17 protein-coding genes, 1 pseudogene and 1 riboswitch are annotated in these 18490 nt (G+C 36.9%); all 18 genes and pseudogenes read right to left on the bottom strand.

The genetic code is table 11. The features are described from left to right. Positions 1-132: 132 nt before the first annotated feature. Complete coding sequence (locus CIB29_RS12990) at positions 133-993, bottom strand: sugar phosphate isomerase/epimerase family protein (RefSeq protein WP_094550348.1); 861 nt, start codon at positions 991-993, stop codon at positions 133-135. A 203-nt stretch (positions 994-1196) separates the two neighbouring features. After that, on the bottom strand, positions 1197-2225 hold the full coding sequence (locus CIB29_RS12995) for a Gfo/Idh/MocA family protein (RefSeq protein ID WP_094550350.1): 1029 nt from the start codon (positions 2223-2225) through the stop codon (positions 1197-1199). A 178-nt stretch (positions 2226-2403) separates the two neighbouring features. After that, positions 2404-2652, bottom strand: coding sequence for a sugar phosphate isomerase/epimerase family protein (locus CIB29_RS18950; RefSeq protein WP_094550352.1), 249 nt, complete (start codon positions 2650-2652; stop codon positions 2404-2406). 342 nt (positions 2653-2994) lie between these two features. Continuing rightward, the gene (locus CIB29_RS13010; RefSeq protein ID WP_094551098.1) at positions 2995-3834 is read right to left on the bottom strand and encodes an AraC family transcriptional regulator; all 840 of its coding nucleotides are present in this window, start codon (positions 3832-3834) and stop codon (positions 2995-2997) included. Positions 3835-4293: 459 nt separating this feature from the next. Next, the gene (locus CIB29_RS13015) at positions 4294-4443 is read right to left on the bottom strand and encodes a transposase family protein (RefSeq protein WP_094550354.1); all 150 of its coding nucleotides are present in this window, start codon (positions 4441-4443) and stop codon (positions 4294-4296) included. Positions 4444-4496: 53 nt separating this feature from the next. After that, complete coding sequence (gene larE / locus CIB29_RS13020) at positions 4497-5297, bottom strand: ATP-dependent sacrificial sulfur transferase LarE (RefSeq protein WP_094550356.1); 801 nt, start codon at positions 5295-5297, stop codon at positions 4497-4499. Positions 5298-5353: 56 nt separating this feature from the next. Further along, positions 5354-6493: a trans-sulfuration enzyme family protein gene (locus CIB29_RS13025; RefSeq protein WP_094550358.1), complete on the bottom strand. Its 1140-nt coding sequence runs from the start codon at positions 6491-6493 to the stop codon at positions 5354-5356. After that, positions 6490-7638, bottom strand: coding sequence for a trans-sulfuration enzyme family protein (locus CIB29_RS13030; protein ID WP_094551100.1), 1149 nt, complete (start codon positions 7636-7638; stop codon positions 6490-6492). The genes CIB29_RS13025 and CIB29_RS13030 overlap by 4 nt, the downstream gene beginning before the upstream one ends. 67 nt (positions 7639-7705) lie before the next feature. Next, positions 7706-7805, bottom strand: a riboswitch (SAM riboswitch). 229 nt (positions 7806-8034) lie between these two features. After that, positions 8035-10353, bottom strand: coding sequence for a spermine/spermidine synthase domain-containing protein (locus CIB29_RS13035; RefSeq protein WP_198543873.1), 2319 nt, complete (start codon positions 10351-10353; stop codon positions 8035-8037). Positions 10354-10799: 446 nt separating this feature from the next. After that, on the bottom strand, positions 10800-11855 hold the full coding sequence (locus tag CIB29_RS13040) for an S-layer homology domain-containing protein (RefSeq protein WP_094550360.1): 1056 nt from the start codon (positions 11853-11855) through the stop codon (positions 10800-10802). 343 nt (positions 11856-12198) lie between these two features. Further along, positions 12199-12633 carry a methyl-accepting chemotaxis domain-containing protein gene (locus CIB29_RS18955; protein ID WP_198543874.1) on the bottom strand — a complete coding sequence of 145 codons (435 nt, stop codon included), beginning with the start codon at positions 12631-12633 and terminating at the stop codon, positions 12199-12201. Beyond that, a pseudogene (locus CIB29_RS19655) lies at positions 12621-12735 on the bottom strand (methyl-accepting chemotaxis protein); the annotation flags it as partial. The pseudogene CIB29_RS19655 and the gene CIB29_RS18955, both read right to left, overlap by 13 nt. Positions 12736-12992: 257 nt before the next feature. After that, positions 12993-15194 carry a stage V sporulation protein D gene (locus CIB29_RS13050; protein ID WP_198543875.1) on the bottom strand — a complete coding sequence of 734 codons (2202 nt, stop codon included), beginning with the start codon at positions 15192-15194 and terminating at the stop codon, positions 12993-12995. A 74-nt stretch (positions 15195-15268) separates the two neighbouring features. After that, the gene (locus CIB29_RS13055) at positions 15269-15643 is read right to left on the bottom strand and encodes a DUF2680 domain-containing protein (protein ID WP_094550364.1); all 375 of its coding nucleotides are present in this window, start codon (positions 15641-15643) and stop codon (positions 15269-15271) included. 103 nt (positions 15644-15746) lie between these two features. Then, positions 15747-17114 carry a sensor histidine kinase gene (locus CIB29_RS13060; RefSeq protein ID WP_094550366.1) on the bottom strand — a complete coding sequence of 456 codons (1368 nt, stop codon included), beginning with the start codon at positions 17112-17114 and terminating at the stop codon, positions 15747-15749. Beyond that, a complete protein-coding gene (locus tag CIB29_RS13065; protein WP_094550367.1) occupies positions 17111-17806 on the bottom strand; it encodes a response regulator transcription factor in 696 nt (231 codons plus the stop codon). The genes CIB29_RS13060 and CIB29_RS13065 overlap by 4 nt, the downstream gene beginning before the upstream one ends. A 52-nt stretch (positions 17807-17858) precedes the next feature. Beyond that, the gene (locus CIB29_RS13070; protein ID WP_094550369.1) at positions 17859-18086 is read right to left on the bottom strand and encodes a heavy-metal-associated domain-containing protein; all 228 of its coding nucleotides are present in this window, start codon (positions 18084-18086) and stop codon (positions 17859-17861) included. A 243-nt stretch (positions 18087-18329) separates the two neighbouring features. Continuing rightward, positions 18330-18485 carry a hypothetical protein gene (locus CIB29_RS18960; RefSeq protein ID WP_198543877.1) on the bottom strand — a complete coding sequence of 52 codons (156 nt, stop codon included), beginning with the start codon at positions 18483-18485 and terminating at the stop codon, positions 18330-18332. Positions 18486-18490 lie beyond the last annotated feature (5 nt).

Consider the following 18490-nt stretch of genomic DNA (forward strand, 5'->3'; position numbering starts at 1 on the left):
TATTCATACGTTTTTCTCCCTTCATTTTTCATTCCTTATATTAGAAACAAAAAATGACTGTAAATATTTCTTTTCCTGAATATTTTGATATCTTAAAAAGCTTACGGAACTAGTTCCGTAAGCTTTTTAGTTTCATTTCAATAATTCTTTTATGTATTCCAGATTGTTTTTTAGCTTTTCATCGGTAGCTGTTTCATTGGAAAAATCTTCAAAGGATAAATAACCGTCATACCCTATTGCTTTTAATGCTTCTATTAAACTTTTCAGATTTGCTATCCCTTCCGGTATCGGGCACCACTCCGGCTTCCAGTTGTACTGCTCTTTTATATTCTCATCCCTCACCCATCGTGCATTCTTGACATGTACATGATCTAAATAGTCATTTAACAGTTCAACACCCATTTTATACTGTTCAAAGCCTTCATGCACCATATTGCCTGCATCGTGGATAACTCCGATATACCTGCTGTCAAAATTGGAGACAAGTCTGTAGGCAGCACTGGCACTGGGAATAATGTTACCCATATGAATTTCAAAATTGATCTTTACATTATATTTCTTAGCCAACTGCTCTAGTACTTTGATTTCACTAATCGTTTTATTGAATAAATCATTGTAATTTACATCTCCTTTATATCCGGGAACATTAACTCTGATTCTGGGGCACCCCATTATCACTGCTGCTTTTAACACTCTTTCCACTTTATCAGCCTGATCCGGTGTAAGATAAGTAGCAAGAGCACAAATTTCCATACCATGTTTTTCACAAATAGACTTTACATATTCGGCTTTTTCTTCTATGGTATCAATATCAACCGTGCTCTTATTGTAAGACCAATACCATCGTTCTTTTGGCGGTATAGGATCGGGTTCTGATTTCAAAGCCTCTGCCACTCTCCACTCCACACCATCATAGCCAAATTCCTTAAGCTTTATAACCGTTTCCTCCAGGTTGTAGTCCGGAGTACCTACTGTAAAAACTGAAAATTTCATATGATTTCATCCTCCCACCTAGTTTATTAGACAATTGCAGAATCATCAACCTGTTGCATATCAACACTTAACTCATCACTCAACTGACTTTCTGTAGAGGAGAACCCATCGGATTGGTTCATATATTCCGTTAGCTGGTATTGTGCACCAGTCCCCGCGGGCCGCCGCTACAAATAACTCAATCATTTTATGCCATTATGCAATCACCAAGGTTGTTCAAAAGAGTATTTTTGATTTGTTGCCGACGAGCGGTATATCCCCTCAATCATTTTAAGTGATACCATGCTTTCTTCAACTGTAATATATCCTTCACCTCGCTGTTCAACTATACATTGATAAAAATGCTCTATCAGCTTCTTATGACTACCGCCCCAGTAATCTTTGTATCCTGTTTGGTAACGGTTACCGGTCAGCCACTCTTTTTTTCCATCATGTATCATGTAAAGTCCGTCATCATCCACTTTTAATAAGCCTTTCTCACAATGCACCTCAAGCTCTACAGGTGAATTTGCAGTATAGCAGTTGGTAGCATAAAATAGCCCTACTGCCCCATTTTTAAAGTATATTGTCGCATCGGCAGTATCTTCTACCTCTATTACTCCCTGAAGCACACGGGTATCTACATTACCTTTTATTGCCTCCACTTCACCTGCCAGCAGCTGCATAAGATCCAGTGTATGGATGGCCTGGTTAATGAGGACGCCTCCACCCTCAGTTTCAAAGCTCCCTCTCCATCCACTTTGTGTATAGTAGTCTTCATTTCTATGCCAGGTTACTATCCCTTTGACTCCTCTAATTTTTCCTAATAACCCCTTTTGCAGTATTTCTTTTGCTCTAATCGTTGTATCATTGTACCGGTTTTGAAAGCAGACGCCTATATATACATTGTTTCTTTTCGCTTCTGCAGCCATTTCCTGCGCTTGCTCCAAATTGATCGCCACAGGTTTTTCCACCAGCACATGCTTTCCTGCTCTAACTGCATCAATCGCCATAGGAGCATGTAAATAATGAGGCGTACAGATATGCACGACATCTATTTTCTCATTCTTTAACAATTCTCTATAATCCGTATAAAAACTACATTCATATTCTAATGTTGCCGCCCTCGCTTTTTGTTCATCTATATCCACTGCAGAAACCAACTGTGCATAGGAACTGTCTCTAATTGCATCAGCATGTACTTTGAATATAGCCCCACATCCTATAATGGCAGCGTTTAATGTTTTATCCATAATATTCACCTGTTTACAATGAAATTTCTTTCTTGACCTTCTTATATAATGGCAATGTCTATAGCTATTATACTTAAATTTAGCAATTTCAATGGTATGCTTAAAAAGCTCAAGATAAGGTATTATTTATATTGATATTATATCCCAACATTTATATATAATCTTGGGTTTTGTTGCTTTAAATATTGCAAATATTGCGCACATATTCTACGGACTTCCGTGTTAATTCCAATAATGGTTTGCAGTGTGTCTCGATGACTATATTACCTGCATAGCCATCGGTTTTTAAATCGTTCATCTGCCCCTTCCAATCAATATCTCCGTGGCCTACCGGCACAAACACATTTCCCGTGTCAGTTTTTTTGACATCCTTTACATGAACATTATCTATATACTTTTTAGATGTTCCGAAATTCAGATATAGCAAATAGAAAGCGAATAGGCTAAAAATAATTTTACCCCAAAAAAGACGGTAGAATGCGTGTTTGAGTAATACCACAAAAAACACTATTTGTACGGTAAAGCGATTCAATCTCTATCTGGAAGAGAAAATAAAGAAGCAGATGGGCGTCGTGATCTGGATACAGACTGGGGCAAAAAAACATATAGAGGCGTTCGTGAAGATGGAACTGCCTGAGAAAAGGTTGTTAAATGGTTCTGATATAAATTGCATCTTATTGTAGATACAGATTACGAGCTACCAATTGTTTTTGAATTAAAACTACATCATAAAATGTAAAAACAAGCAATGATATCTATAATTTGATAGCTATTTTGTAAAATTTCTGGGAGATACACCTATAATTTTTTTAAATACCTTATAAAAATTGGAGTAATCGGAGAAGCCAACGGAATGACACGCTTCAGTGGCTGGTATTCCGGCAAGCAAAAGTTCCTTTGCTTTCATAATCCGTTTGTAAGTGATGTATTCAATTACTGTAAAGCCTGTGTTTTTCTTAAAAAGATGGCACAGGTAATATTTATTAACAAAGAACTTATGTTCCAATGTATCAAGTGTAATTTTTTCATCCAGATGATTATTAATAAAATCCAATATGGCACTTATTTTCTTATCATATCCGAAAGAGCTTGTGACCACATTTTTCTTTTGATCAAATATTTTATTCAGTGCTACCAACATCTGGACAAAAACAGTTTTAATCATTACATGACGTTCGGCTGATTCTTCCGTGGCACATTTTTCAATTTGGTTAAAATATTTGTTTATACCAAATTGCAGCACATCTTCCGATTCGATTCTGTTATATTGTCCCAGCCTTCTTTTTTCAAAATAATATAACAGATTATATTCTTTACTTTGGAATAAAGAAACATATTCCGGTTTAAAATGTATAACCATTCTTTCGTAGGGGCGGGTTGAATTAAATACGGGTCTGTGAAGCTCACGGTTGTTGATAATGAGGATGTCATTGCGTTTAATATTGTATGCCTGTCCCTCAATGTAGTAGGTAACATCTCCCGAAATAAAATAATACAGCTCGTATAAATCATGGATATGCACGGGAAAATCACCCGGGGGTTGTGCAACTGAATGGACAAAATTAAAATTATTTTCATTGGTCTTGTATCTGCAAAATGTTTTTTCCATAATAACTCCCATATCACCGTAAAAGTAAAGAATCGATATATATATTATACAGGAATAATTGAGAGTTTTAAAGTCGGAGATTACGTATACACACGGCAAATTCATGAACTCATTTCCTGCTAAAACCTTTTCACAAGTTTTTTTAAAAAATGCTATTACAGCATTAATCATATAAGACAGGCAAATTTTTATTGATGTGTCCCCTGGTATTATAATGAACAGGTACGTGACACGCCCAGGGTCTTGACTGATACAGCTTAAAAAAGGCAATACTCTACTAACCAGGTGTTCCTTATTGGAGACACCCAGTAAGGTAAAAGTATTCATTTTAAGCCTCTTCGGTCTCATCCAAAATTTATTCTTAATATATATTCTAAATATTCTTCATCAAGTAATGCATGTACTTTTCTTATCCTTAGGCTTTTTTCGGATGTCTTTTTTCATCTTTTCTTACCATATTTAATGCAAGTCTTTTAAGCATTGCAAGATTTTCAGGAGCTTTTCTTCCCACTCGTTAAATCCGTAAACCACTGCAACTACTGCTATAAATAATATATCAACCAGTTTATGCCAGACTTTTCCTTCCTGTCTTGGATCAAATATTATCATAAAATGTTTAAAAAAACTCCCTTAAATAGCCGTGACTTTTTTAAATTCATCTTCTATAATACCTCATTCATACTTCCGATACGATAACCTTCCAAATCCAGGCACACATAAGTAAAACCTAAGCTTTTTAACTTTTCAGCTACTTTACGCATTAATGCTCTATCCAGAAACCTGTCAAACTCCTGTTCACCTATTTCGATTCTGGCAGTCTCTCCATGGTGGCGTACGCGCAGCTGTCTAAAACCCAGGTCCATGAGGTATTGTTCCGCTTTTTCAACCATTGATAATTTTTCTCTGGTAATCTTGTGTCCATAAGGAAACCTTGATGAAAGACAGGCAAAGGCAGGCTTATCCCAGGTCGGCAGCCCAAGTTGTTTCGACAGTATTCGAATATCTTCTTTTGTCAACTTAGCGTATTTTAGGGGACTTACTACCTGTAATTCCCTCGCTGCCTGCATACCAGGCCTGTAGTCATTCAGGTCATCATAATTGGAGCCATCGGCAACATATTGTATTCCTTTTTCTTTAGCTACTTCCCCAACCTTCCGAAACAGTTCTTTTTTACAGTAATAACATCTATTTGTAGGATTGTTTGAAAACCCTTCAATATCCAATTCTTCAGAAATGATAACAATATGTTGTGCACCAATATCCTTAATATATTCTACTGCTTCATTAAACTCCCTCTCAGGATAGGTAGAAGAACGGGCAGTAACAGCAATCGCTTTCTCCCCTAAAACATCATGAGCAACTTTTATTAAAAAGGTACTATCAACACCTCCGGAGTATGCTACTGCAACGCTTCCCAGGCTTTTTATATAATTTTTTAAATCGTTGAATTTTTGTTCTAACATATTAACAATCTCCTTATCCTTATAAATATTTATATAATACAATTAAATTCGTATTTTCATACCAGTATTGCACCTTTTTCTATATCTTCCATCAAATCCTCAACTTCTTCCAATCCTGCTGATAACCGGATCAATGTATCTGTAATTCCCAATCTCCTACGCTCTTCTTCTGGCATAGAAGCATGGGACATCTTCACAGGGTATGACATGATAGACTCTACTCCACCGAGGCTAACTGCGACTGACCATATTTTTACATTTTTCATGATACTCTTTGCAACTTTTTCTGTGACAGTTTTAAAAGAAAGCACTGCACCTGCTCCGGTTGCCTGTGCCGCATGAACAGCGTATCCATTATGACTTTCAAGCCCTGGATAAAAGACCTCTTCCACCCATGGTTGATTTTTTAACCACCGGGCAATTTTATCAGCTGATTGCTGCTGTATCTCCATCCTTGCTCTCAGAGTTTTGATTCCTCTATGCAGAAGCCAGCAATCCTGGGGTCCTAATACTGCACCATACCCGTTTTGAACAAAATATATTTTTTTTGCAAGATCTTCCCGTTTGGTAACTACCAGTCCCCCGATTACATCACTATGACCTCCAATGAACTTGGTTGCGCTGTGAATGGAAATATCAATGCCTAAATCCAGAGGCCGCTGGAAATAGGGAGACATAAAGGTATTATCAATGATGGTTATAAGGTTATGCCTCCTTGCAATATCTACAGCTGCCCCTAAATCCGTAATTTTTAAAAGAGGATTGGACGGAGATTCCAGATAGAGAGCACGGGTATTGTTTCTAACAGCTTTCTCTATGGCATTTACATCTGTTGCATCTATAAAGGTTACTTCAATGCCAAATTCACAGAAAAATCGTGTGAGAATCCGGTATGTTCCACCATAAAGGTCCTCTGCTGCTATGATATGATCCCCCGGCCGAAATATAGCCAGCACTGATGAAACTGCTGCCATTCCCGATGCAAAGGCATATCCATAGGTTCCCCCTTCCAATGCTGCTATAGTACGCTCCAATGCTTCCCTGGTAGGATTGCCGGAACGTGCATAATCATATTTGCCAGGTCTATCGATATCTTCTTGATGAAATGTGGAAACCTGGTAGATAGGGATACTGAGGGCTCCTGTATTCGGATCTGTTTCATTACCGTTATGCAAAATCTTGGTCCCATATCTCATGCTCTCCCTCCTTCCATAGCTTGTTCCAGGTCTTTTAGCAAATCATCAGCATTTTCTATACCCACAGATAATCTTAACAAATCGTCGGTCACACCAATACGGTTTCTCACTTCTTCTGGGATATCCCCGTGGGTTTGCTTGGCAGGATATGTTATTAAGCTTTCCACCCCGCCGAGACTTTCTGCAAAAGATATAATCCTAACCCTGTTGATAATTCGTTCGATAAATTCTTTACGCTTTACTTTAAACGAGATCATCGCCCCATATCCTTTGGCCTGTTCGCTTATAATATTATGACCCGGGTGTCCTGGCAAACCAGGATAATAGACCTCTTTAACCTCTGGTCTCTCTTTGAGCCATTTTGCTATTTTAAAAGCATTATCCTGCTGCCGGTCCATTCGGACAGCTAATGTTTTAATGCCTCTAATCATTAGCCAACTGTCCTGAGGTCCTAAAACTCCTCCTGTAGAGTTTTGAATAAATTTAATTTTTTCACATAATTCTTGAGTAGCTCCTACGACAATACCTCCTAAAACATCATTATGGCCGCCTAGATACTTAGTAGCACTATGCACAACAATATCTGCACCTAACTTAATAGGCTGCTGTAGATAGGGAGTCATGAAGGTGTTGTCTACAATGGTTAATATCCCTCTGCTTTTTGCTACCGAAGCAACCTCCCGGATGTTGGTGATTTTCATTAATGGATTGGTAGGACTTTCAATAAATATAGCTTTTGTAACTTCCGGCTGGATGGCTGCTATCACTTCTTCGACGTTAGACGTATCCACATAGCTGGCTGTAATTCCATATCTACAGAATATTTTGTCTAAAACCCTATAAGTTCCACCATATAAATCATCAGATACAATTAAATGATCCCCTTTAGAAAAAATCATTAATACTGCTGTAACAGCGGCCATACCAGAAGCAAAAGCATAGCCTCCACACCCTCCTTCCAACTCCGCTGCCAAATCCTCCAATACCTTCCGGGTTGGATTAGATGTTCGGCTGTAATCATATCCGGTTGATACACCCAGAGCTATATGCCGAAAGGTTGCACTGTGATAGATTGGAACACTAATGGAGCCTTTCTCAGAATCTGCACCAATACCTGCCTGGGCAACAATCGTTTCAATGTTCATCATTGCATTCTCCTTCTTTTTAAAACTTAAAAAAACCCCTATTCTGCAGTTGAGAATAGGAGTTGTAATCTCATCTTCCAGAATATCTCTGACGGACTTGGCACCAATACATTAATGCTGGTTGCCGGGCTTCAAAGGGCCGTTCCCTCCACCGCTCTTGATAAGAATGTTATTCAATTGTTCGATGCCTTAACTTTTATATAATGTTAACATTTGATGTCAAATTTAAGTATTCTGATAATTTATATAATTCTTATATGTTTAGTAAGATATTACTATAAGATTGATGTTTTGTCAATAGTATATAAAAAGCTTGAAATGTTTTCCTAAAAGATGTAAAAATAGCCTGACACTTCTCCATTGAAACGTGCAGGCTATTATTTAATGAAGTTTCTCTTATATTTTATTTTGCAAACTCACTAAAATATAAGCAATTCCTCCTGCTATCAATGCACCGTTAAAGCCAAATTCCATAGATAATATAATGGACAGCACAGAACCAACTACCGACATTACCCCGTTAATACCCCACATAACCGGAATGATATCGCTTCTTCCGCTTTCACTTAACAGTTTAAGTCCTCTCGGGAAAGGCATGCCCATAAAGAATCCCTGGATCATCACGATGATGGATGAAATAAGAATTCTATTGACCAGGCTCCAGTCGGAAGTATTTTTAAATACACCTCCCAATATACCAATTAATATCATATTGATTATAACAATTAATACAGGAGGCATATATACATTTTTAATAGTTCTATTAAACAACTTACTGCTGCTCATAAAGGCACCCAACCCGCAGCCTATCAGCAATGCTGCAAGTACATAGGTAAATGCCAGCACGGGATGACCGAGGTACAGTATAAATTTCTGTATGAGAGGAATTTCTATCAGCATGAACCCGGCACCCAGGCCGCTAAAATACAACGCAGGCCTTGAAGCGCCATGTTGGGCAACATAAGGAATAAATAAAACCATACCCCCTACTATCACAGCAGAAAGTATAAAGAGTAATATAGGCGAAATTCCTTTGGTAAAGTTATAAAAATACGGGCTGTCGTCTGTTGCAGGCGTTACGTTATAACTAAAACCTGTCAGGTATTCTGCCATGGAAATATGCTCTTCTTTTATATGACCAAGAGGACCCTGCTCATAGATGTGGGGTGTAAACAAAGGGATATTTCCATTTTCCACTGCTTTCTGTGCCAGTTCTTTACTCTGCTCTTGTGTAAAAGGCGTATTTTTGATAATCACCATGGGATTGTGAATGTGCTCCCCGCCATGCTGGCTCTGGGGCATATTTTTCTTAAAGATTGCCATATATTTAGGTGCATCTTTAACCGGTATACCCTTATTCTTTAATGCTAGTATGGCAGTTGCTACTATTTTCCCCAGGTCTTCCTGGTCATGGGTTAAAAACGCTAGTTTACCGTCCTCTTTAAGATGGTCAAGGTAGTCCTGCATTGCCTCAACAGTATATATATAGTTTTCAGAAAGCGCATAGCCGGCACCCTGAGAAGTACTGGTCATTACCAGCGATAGAAATATGACATCGTACTTATCTTTTGTCTTTCTTATATAGTTCCGTCCATCCTCACCGTATACCCGTACTTCAGGTCTGTCGTAAATATTCCCGTTATAATCTTTAAAATGTCTTACTGCGTCTATGCTGGAAGTATTAATTTCGACAGCGGTGATATCCTTACTTCCACCGGCAAGTGCATATAGTACGTCTCTTCCTCCTCCAGGCCCGATAATTAGCGTACTGTCATTTTTTCCAAACGAAAAAGGCATATATTCGGTATCTTTCTTATACTTATTAAGGCTTTCAGTATTTCCATCAAATCTGTACATAGGCGCATTCGCAGCACCATCGATTGTTACCAGCATCTGGTCAGGGTCTTCCTCAACCTTTATAACGTCAGTTCTTGAAAAGGCATTCCATTTGGTATAGACAATCTTACCTTTTTCTCCCGCTTTTTCAATTTTTCCCAGTGTTTTTGTAACATTTGTTGTGAACCCATTGAAATTCTGCTCAATGAAATTCACATATTGACCCGGTATTAAAAGACCTGCTAAAAATATCACGGGTAAAATATAGTTAACTGCACTTTTTCTTTTTAAAAAGATTGCGAACAGTAATGCTGCTAAAGAAGCAATTACACAAATCAGAATAACTGATCTATACATCCCCAGATAATTTAGTGATAGCAGTACAATGATGCTTCCCAATCCTGATCCCAGCAGGTCAGCAAAATACAGTCTATTACTTATTCCGGAAAGTTCTCTGAAAAGTACAGAAAAATAATATCCACCCAATATAAAAGGTATAGTCCCTAATACGGCATACACCAATAAACCGTTAATATAAGGTAGAATATAGACTATTCCCAGTACCGATATATAGGAGATTGAAAGTACTACCAATGCTTTATATAAGGATTGAATAGGAGGTACATCAGCATCCGGTACTGCTTTTCTTTTTGGTTCGGCTTTATTTGCCCTTCTTTTTTCCTGCTGCCTATAAGCAATAATACCTCCTATACCCAATCCAAATACTGCAAAGGAAGTAATTAAAAATACGTAATGATACCAGAGGATAGCAGAATATATTCTGGTTAATACAACCTGGTATACAAATAATGATATTGAAACAAAAAACACACTTAAAAGAACTAAAATTTTATCCCCGGAGTTTCTTACCTTTAACAAATCCCTTTTCTCCTTTCAAAAGTTAAATTTTATATGAGCAAAATACTCACTGGTATTTTGATTATATACTATACCTATAAAAATACTGTGAATTTTTTGTAAACAATTTGATATATAAATTACGTCCTTTCCATAATATTTTTCAAAAATAAAATATACGTCCTCTCTAATTTTACAGCTTATTATAGCAAGCGCTTGTGAAGAAAATATGAAGAAGTGAAGAATAAAATCGAAGATTTTGATACAACTAATAGGTTTAGGGTTGAAGTAGCAAAGAACAAATATTGCTTAGTCTTCAACAATGTACAAAGTATAAAAGCCCTTGTGTCATTAATAACATAAGGGCTTGGGTTTAATTATCAAAATATTTTTCAATTAACAACGAACTTAGCCGCTAAGTTTACCATTGTTTACAGCAAGATAAAACTTCTATTTTCCCGGATAGCCTATTCAATAACCCGCCGCGCCCCATAGTATCTCGGAGCATAGTAGTAGGGATCATCAATTCTTCCTATTGAAACTGTCTTACCGGTACGCGGAGAGTGTACAAACTTTCCATCCCCAATATAAATGACTCCATGGGAAGGTCCGGGCGCATAACCCTCGAAGAATACCAGATCACCGGGAAGAAGCTCTTCTTTCGAAATTGGCCTTCCTACTTTATACATATCAAAAGAAACACGTGGCAACTGGATTCCGTTTTCCTTAAAGGTATACCATATTATACCCGAAGAATCAAATCCAGAAGGGTTGGCTCCGCCCCACCGGTATGGAACTCCTAAATATTTCATTGCGGTTTGTACAATAAGCTGCCGCTTATCCTTTTCTTTTGAAGCCGTTTCTATAACTTCTTTAGCTCTAGGTTTTACCGGTTCTTTTAGAATTACCCTTTCATTTTTATCTATAACCCTCATAATTACTGCTAAGGCCTCAGCCCGTGTTAAATTTTTATCCCCCTTAAATTCACCGTCAGAATATCCGGCGAGCAATCCCTTTCCATAGGCTTTAAGTACATACTCCTGGTAATTAGGGTGAATATTATCAAAGTCATTGATGTAAAGTTTATAATTATTTAGATTTTCCGGATAAGTTTCATCTAGAGCATTTATAATCACTTTTGCCACTTCTGCACGGTTAATGGGCTTATCTAAATCAGCATCATTAAATTCATTTTTCTCTAAAATTCCTAAAGATTCGGCTTTTCTGATATAGTCCATAGCCCAGTGCCCGTTTTCCGTTGTTTCTTGTTTATAGTCCAAACTCCTTAAAAGCAGAGTCACAAATTCTGCCTTTGTTATTGTTTTATTGGGTTTAAATGTACCATCAGCATATCCACTGATATTCCCCGAGTCAACTAATTTTGATATGTAAGCCGCCGACCAGTCCGATTGTGAAATATCCGAAAAATATGAAGTAGTTTTAGCAGATGCCGGTACACCTGTTACACTTGTTAATAAAAATAAGCTAACTAAGAAAATATTTATTATTATCCTTTTTCTCATGACTTACTCTCCTAACAAATAATTGATTTAGAGATTCTGAAACAATTCTATTAAACTTATCAATTTCAGGTATGTTTTTCTTTAAAAATCAAATTAAATTATTTCTATCTATTTAGTGTGTTTTTAAGTATTTACCCCCCTTCATAATTATTACATAATTTGTTATACGAATATTAATAAACAAGTGATATAAAGGCAGCAAAAACAGCTTAAATTGTTGTTATTACCATGCTTTATATCACTTTCATAATATATTATATTAAAAAAATATGAAGAAATTATGAAGAAAATATGTAGAAGTGTAATGGATAGATTTTTAAAAACTACCATGTATAAATTCATCCTACTGTTTTTCAGTAATTCTAAATTTATTTGATAATTCAAAAAGTTCTACGGATATATTATTTAATTGTTCCACCGTCTTGCTTAATTCTGTGGACGAATTTGTCTGGCCCTCAAGCCCTGAAGCAATTGCCAGAATACCCTCATTAATCGATGCATTTGAATCACTGATATTCTGCATTGTCACCGTAAGTTCTTGCGTCAATGCCCCTTGATGTTCTATATCAGCCGCAATATTTTGAATTCTCTTATTGATACTGTCAATACCATTGACAATGCCATTTAATTGTATAAAAACTTTTTCCATAGTGGAATTAGCTGTGTTAATATTCTCTCCGGATTCTATTGTCTTATTAATTACATATTGTATATTATTTAAAATATCATCTATGATGCCTTCAACTACTTTAGCTGAATTATCATTATTTTCTGCCAACTTTCTAATTTCTTCTGCTACTACTGCAAACCCTACCCCCTGCTTCTCCTGCTCTTGCTGATTCTATTGCAGCATTAAGCGCTAATAAGTTTGTTTGGCAATATTTTTAATCGTATTAATAATATTGCCTATTTCCTGTGCTTTTTCCCCAAGTTCTCTTGCTAAGCCGGAAGTCTCCTCTGATGACTGTTTAATAATATTCATTTTTTGATTCGCTTCTGCTGCAATATTCCCGCTATCCTTTGCAACATTATTAATATTTTTTACTATTCTGGAAATTTCTTGTTATAGTGAATTTCTTTACCAGTCTATAACCAGTACAGAAACAAAAAAACAGCTTAAATAGCTGTTTTTATATTCTAATCCACTTCCGTATGCCTGAATTCAACATTTACCGGCGTACCGGGAACAACCACTGTTCCTGCAGGCGGATCCTGACTAACTGATAACGCAGCATTTACTTCCCCGCTACGGCCAGTTACCGTCCCCGAACCAACTATCCTAAGATTCAAGCTTGCATCATTTAATATTTTATTAGCATCTAAAACCGATTTTTTTAATACATCCGGAACTACTACACTAGCTGTTGGTTTAGAATCTTCAGTATATAATATAATTGTAGACTTTTCCGGAAGTTTTGTTCCCGGTTTGGGTGTTTGATCGGTAACGGTATTACCGGAACCTTCAACTTTATAGGCTAAGTTTATCTCTTTAATCTTCTGCTGTGCTTGCTCTACATCTAAATTTCTTACTTCCGGGATAGTAACATCCATCATTAATAATTCTTCCTTGGTGAATCTAGGCTCTACTCCCAGGTAATTTAATGTATCATCAAGAATCTTACCTGCAACAGGTGCAGCAACAACACCACCGAAGTAATCGTCCCCTTTAGGTTCATCCAATATTACAAGCACAACGGCTTTAGGAGCATCCGCAGGAGCGAAACCGACAAATGAAGCAATATAATTCTTTTGCCCTCTCGGGAGTTTCTCGGATGTTCCCGTCTTTCCCGCCACTCTATACCCCTTTATGTATGCATTTTTCCCTGTCCCTTCAGAAACTACACTCTCAAGAATTTCTCTAAGGACAGCAGAAGTTTCTTTTGATATGACCTGCCGGACGACTTCCGGGTCAAAATTTTTGATAACATTTCCTTCTTTATCAGTTAGCTGTTTTACCAACCTTGGTTTTAACAAATAACCATCGTTTACAACTGCAGATATAGCACTAATCATTTGAAGCGGGGTAACCTGAAAACCCTGTCCAAAGGACGCTGTCGCCAGCTCCAGTTGATTAAATGCTGCAGGTTTATGGAATAGTCCGGCCATTTCTCCATCAAAATCAATGCCCGTCCTTTCTAAAAATCCGAAGGCTTTCACATAACGGTAGAACACTTCCGGCCCTATTTTGCCTGCTACTTCAATAAATGCAGGATTGCAGGAATTTTGAACTGCTTGCACAAAAGTTTGTATTCCATGTGGCCTGTAATACCTCCAGCAGTTAATCCTTTGCCCTGCCACCACAGCATAGCCTATGCAATTAAATAGGTCATCAAGTTGCACAGCATTTTCTTCCAGCGCAGCTGCTGCTGTTATAATCTTAAAAGTTGATCCCGGTTCATAGCTGTCAACTATGGCCTTATTCCGCCACATCTTTTGAAGTTCAACCCTGTACCGGTCTGTAAAATCTTTTCCACTTAGCTTTTCTAATTCCTTTTTCCTTTTTTCATCCTGTATCTCTAAAGGATTATTTAGATCAAAGTCAGGCTTAACTGCCATGGCAAGTATATCTCCCGTCTGGGGGTCCATTACAATGGCAACTCCTCCATTTGCCACTTTATTCTCCATCAATGCCGTTTCCAAATGTCTTTCAGCAAAATGTTGAATCGTTTCATCAATTGTTAATACTACATTAGCCCCATCTTCCGGATCTACATATCTTTCGTATTGATATGGCATTTCTGTCCCCGCTGCATCTGCTGCCGATATAACCCTTCCGGGTAAACCTTTTAAATACTTATCATACTTTGCTTCTATCCCAAATAACCCTTGATTGTCAACACCCACAGCTCCCAGTATATGAGCTGCAAAATTGCCGTAGGGATAATATCGTTTTGAATCTTCTTCCAGATAGATACCTTTCAACCTATATTGTCTAATCTCATCAGCTTGATTTTTATCAATCTTTCTTTTAATAATCTCATAATCACTTTCTTTAGTAATTTTCTTATATACATCTTCATAAGTCATATTTAAAATTTGTGATAACTTTCCAGCTATTTCCCCGGCATTGCCGGCCTTTTTTATTTCATTCGGTGCAACACTAACTGTTTCTACCGAAGCACTTACTGCAAGAGGCTTACCGTTACGGTCAAAGATGGAACCTCTCCTGGAGTTAATCATGCTGTCACGAACCTGCTGTTTTATAGCTTCTTTTTGAAGTTTTTCACCATCATATACTTGTAACCAACTTATTCGTACAATTAACCCAGTTAGTGACAAAGTAAAGAAAACAAGTAAAAAGAAGATTCTTTTTTTTATTGCCATGCTTGGCCTAATCAACAACATACTCTCCTTTCACAAATAAAGAAACAAAAAACAGCTATTCAAAACCGTTTTTTGTTTCCTTATTTGAATTATAGCTCATTATCAAAGTAGCTGCCCATCATGCCGCCGTAGCCACCCATCATACCTCTATTGAATTGTGATCGGTAACTCTGATTTGCTGGACCATTGCCAGGTCCGCCAACTCCTCCACATTGTCCGCCAAATCCGTTCTCTTCATGGAATTTCTGCATGTAATCAAAATGCTCATTCCATTGTTTGGCTTCATCTTCTGTAATGTCACCCTTTTCCACTGCTTTGTCTACCCATTTCCTATGAAAATCGAACATAGAATTAAAGAAGTCTGATGCTTTGGAATCTTTTTCATCCGCAGCAAGCGCTACCGGTACAGCGATCGCTGTAATGAGCAATAATGTTGTGATAAGTACTGTAATTTTTTTCTTCATAATTGAAGACCTCCTTTATTTTTATTTGCGATATCTCTTATCGCTTTTATGTCTTTATTATAATAGGCAATTATGAAGAACTAATGGAGAGATTATGAAAAACTTATGAAGATTTATTAAAACTTATAATTACTTTAGTGCCTTTATTTACCTCACTCTCTACTTTTATTGTGCCCTTATGGGCTTCCACCAGCGCTTTGGTAATGGTAAGCCCTATACCGGAGCCCCCTGTTTCCCGGCTCCGTGAAACATCTCCCCTGTAAAATCTTTCAAAGATATGGACCAGGTCCTCTTTCTCAATACCTATGCCGGTATCTTCAATGATAATACTAACTTTACCTTTGTACTCATTTAATGTAGTTGTAATCTGTCCCTTCTCATTTGTATATTTATAGGCATTGGATAAAACATTGATAAAAATCTGGTTTAGCCGGTCAGCGTCGCCCATTATCTCTACATCCTGCTGTATATCTTTTACAATCTTTATATCCTTGCTTATGAACAGCGGCTCAAAATTATCTACTACGTTATCTAATAAGGATGATAAATTGACCTTATCCATATTTAACCTGACTTCTTCGCTCTCAATTTTAGATAAGTCTGAAAGATCTTTTATAAGCTTTGTGAGCCTGGTAATTTCATCATGAATGCTCATCAACCGTTCCTGGGTAGGCTGCCATATGCCGTCCATAAAAGCTTCTATATGACTCTGTAATGTTGCCAGAGGAGTTCTCAGTTCGTGGGAAATGTCAGATGTTAATCTCTTTCTTAATGCATCCTGATATTCTAATTTTTCTGCAAGTTCTTTTATTGAAATGGATAAATCCTGCAACTCAAGGGTATTTGTCTCTATATCGTACAGCTGCTTATATTTTTCCTCCTCTATTAACTTCGCATTTTCTTTAATGAGGTATATGGGATGCAAAAACTTTTTAGATACGTGCAAACTTAAAATAGCAGCCAGTATGATAGAAAAAATAAAAGCAGCAATATATACTCCATTAATGGTATATACAAAGCCCCTATCCTGTGAAGTCACTATAATACTCTGTGGCCTGCCTATTTCAATAATTCCTACTTGCTGCCCCTGATAGTTCAAAGGATATTCTTTATATACCACATTTCTGTCCTGATAACGCCTTCCTCCCATCATGCCGTGCATCATTGTGTCGGACATCCCGCTTTCCCATACGACTTCATTCTTTATATTTTTAATTTTAACTTCTATTGCTTCACTATAGGAATAGTGCAGAATATTCATTAACGAACGACTGTCAAGCCCTCCACCATCATCGGAATACAGGCGTTCTATATATTGCACCAATTTAAGGTCATCCTGGCTTCTAGATGCCTTAACATAGTTAGTAAAAAAATAGTTCATACTGATATTTGAAACGATGGTAATAAAGACAACGGATATAATAGAAATTAAAATAAAATATTTTCTTAATTGTTTACTTATATTAATCATTGGCTATTCCCCACAAATTTATATCCGACTCCGTAAACTGTTACAATGTATTTAGGTTCTTTTATATCGTCTTCAATTTTTTGCCTGATGTTTTTAATATGGGTATCGATTGTCCGGTCATATCCTTCAAAATCGTAACCTAAAGCAACATTGATCAGCTGATTGCGCGAAAAGGTCCTTTGCGGATTTTGAGCCAAAGAGAGTAAAATATTGTATTCATTTGGCGTCAGGTTGACAACCTGTCCACTTTTTTTGACTACATGCTTAGGTATATCTATTTCTAAATCACCATTGTTAAAAGATAAAATATCCGTCACCATCATATTTCCTTTTGTCCTTCTTAAAATAGCCCTGACCCTTCCTATCAACTCCCTGGGACTAAACGGTTTAGTCAGATAATCATCAGCACCAATGTACAAACCGTGCACCTTATCCTCTTCACCGCTTTTAGCAGTGAGCATCAATATAGGTACATCCGATTCCATTCTTATTTGCTTGCATATTTCTTCCCCTGATAAGTCAGGAAGCATCAAGTCAAGAACAATAAAATCAGGCTTTAATTTATGAAACAGTTCGATGGCTTGTTTACCCCTCTCTGCTGTATATACATCATATCCCTCGACTATAAGGTAATCTTTTACAACTTCCAGCAGTTTTACTTCATCATCTACCAATAAAATTTTTTCCTTCATTGCGTCCATATCCCTCCTAAAGCCTTACTCTTCATGTAGAAATACAAGCCAGTTATGGTAACTTTTTTACTTTTCCTTTGATTATAGCCTCATCAACAATCTCTTTAATCATCTCTCTTGATACATTCTGGTCGTTATAGGCAATCTTAATCCTTTTTTCCTCTAAATTGACACTCAGCTCTTGAATGCCTTGTATTTGACTGAGGGCTTTTACAACATTTAGCACGCATCTATGACACAGCATATTACTTTGTTTTAATTTAACTATGTGTGTTTTCATGATGATATTCTTCACCCTTCTATTAAAGTTAAAGTTATTTTACGTATTTGTCAATAATTTCTTCTATTTTTCATTTTCTATTTTTAAATAAAAGCCTGTTTTACACAATGTTTAGCATGCTGGTCAACTATGAATTACGGGTGTATATTTTATATTTGAAGAATAATATTATGGAAAGAACGTTGCGGAAAGGCTTAGAGCCTGTTAATAATATTCTTCAAACATATTAAATGCACCCATGGATTACTTTATATTCTTTATAGTTATCTTCTTTACAATGTCCATCAAAAGGTCTGTGACCTGAATATTTGAAAATCCAGCTTTGGTTACATTATTAACTGTTCTCCTGTTAATATTTGCACCATAAGTTCCTACTACTAGCGGATTAAATATATCCAATGGTT

Origin of the sequence: Petroclostridium xylanilyticum (assembly GCF_002252565.1) — a bacterium.
Classification (GTDB): Bacteria; Bacillota; Clostridia; order SK-Y3; family SK-Y3; genus Petroclostridium; species Petroclostridium xylanilyticum.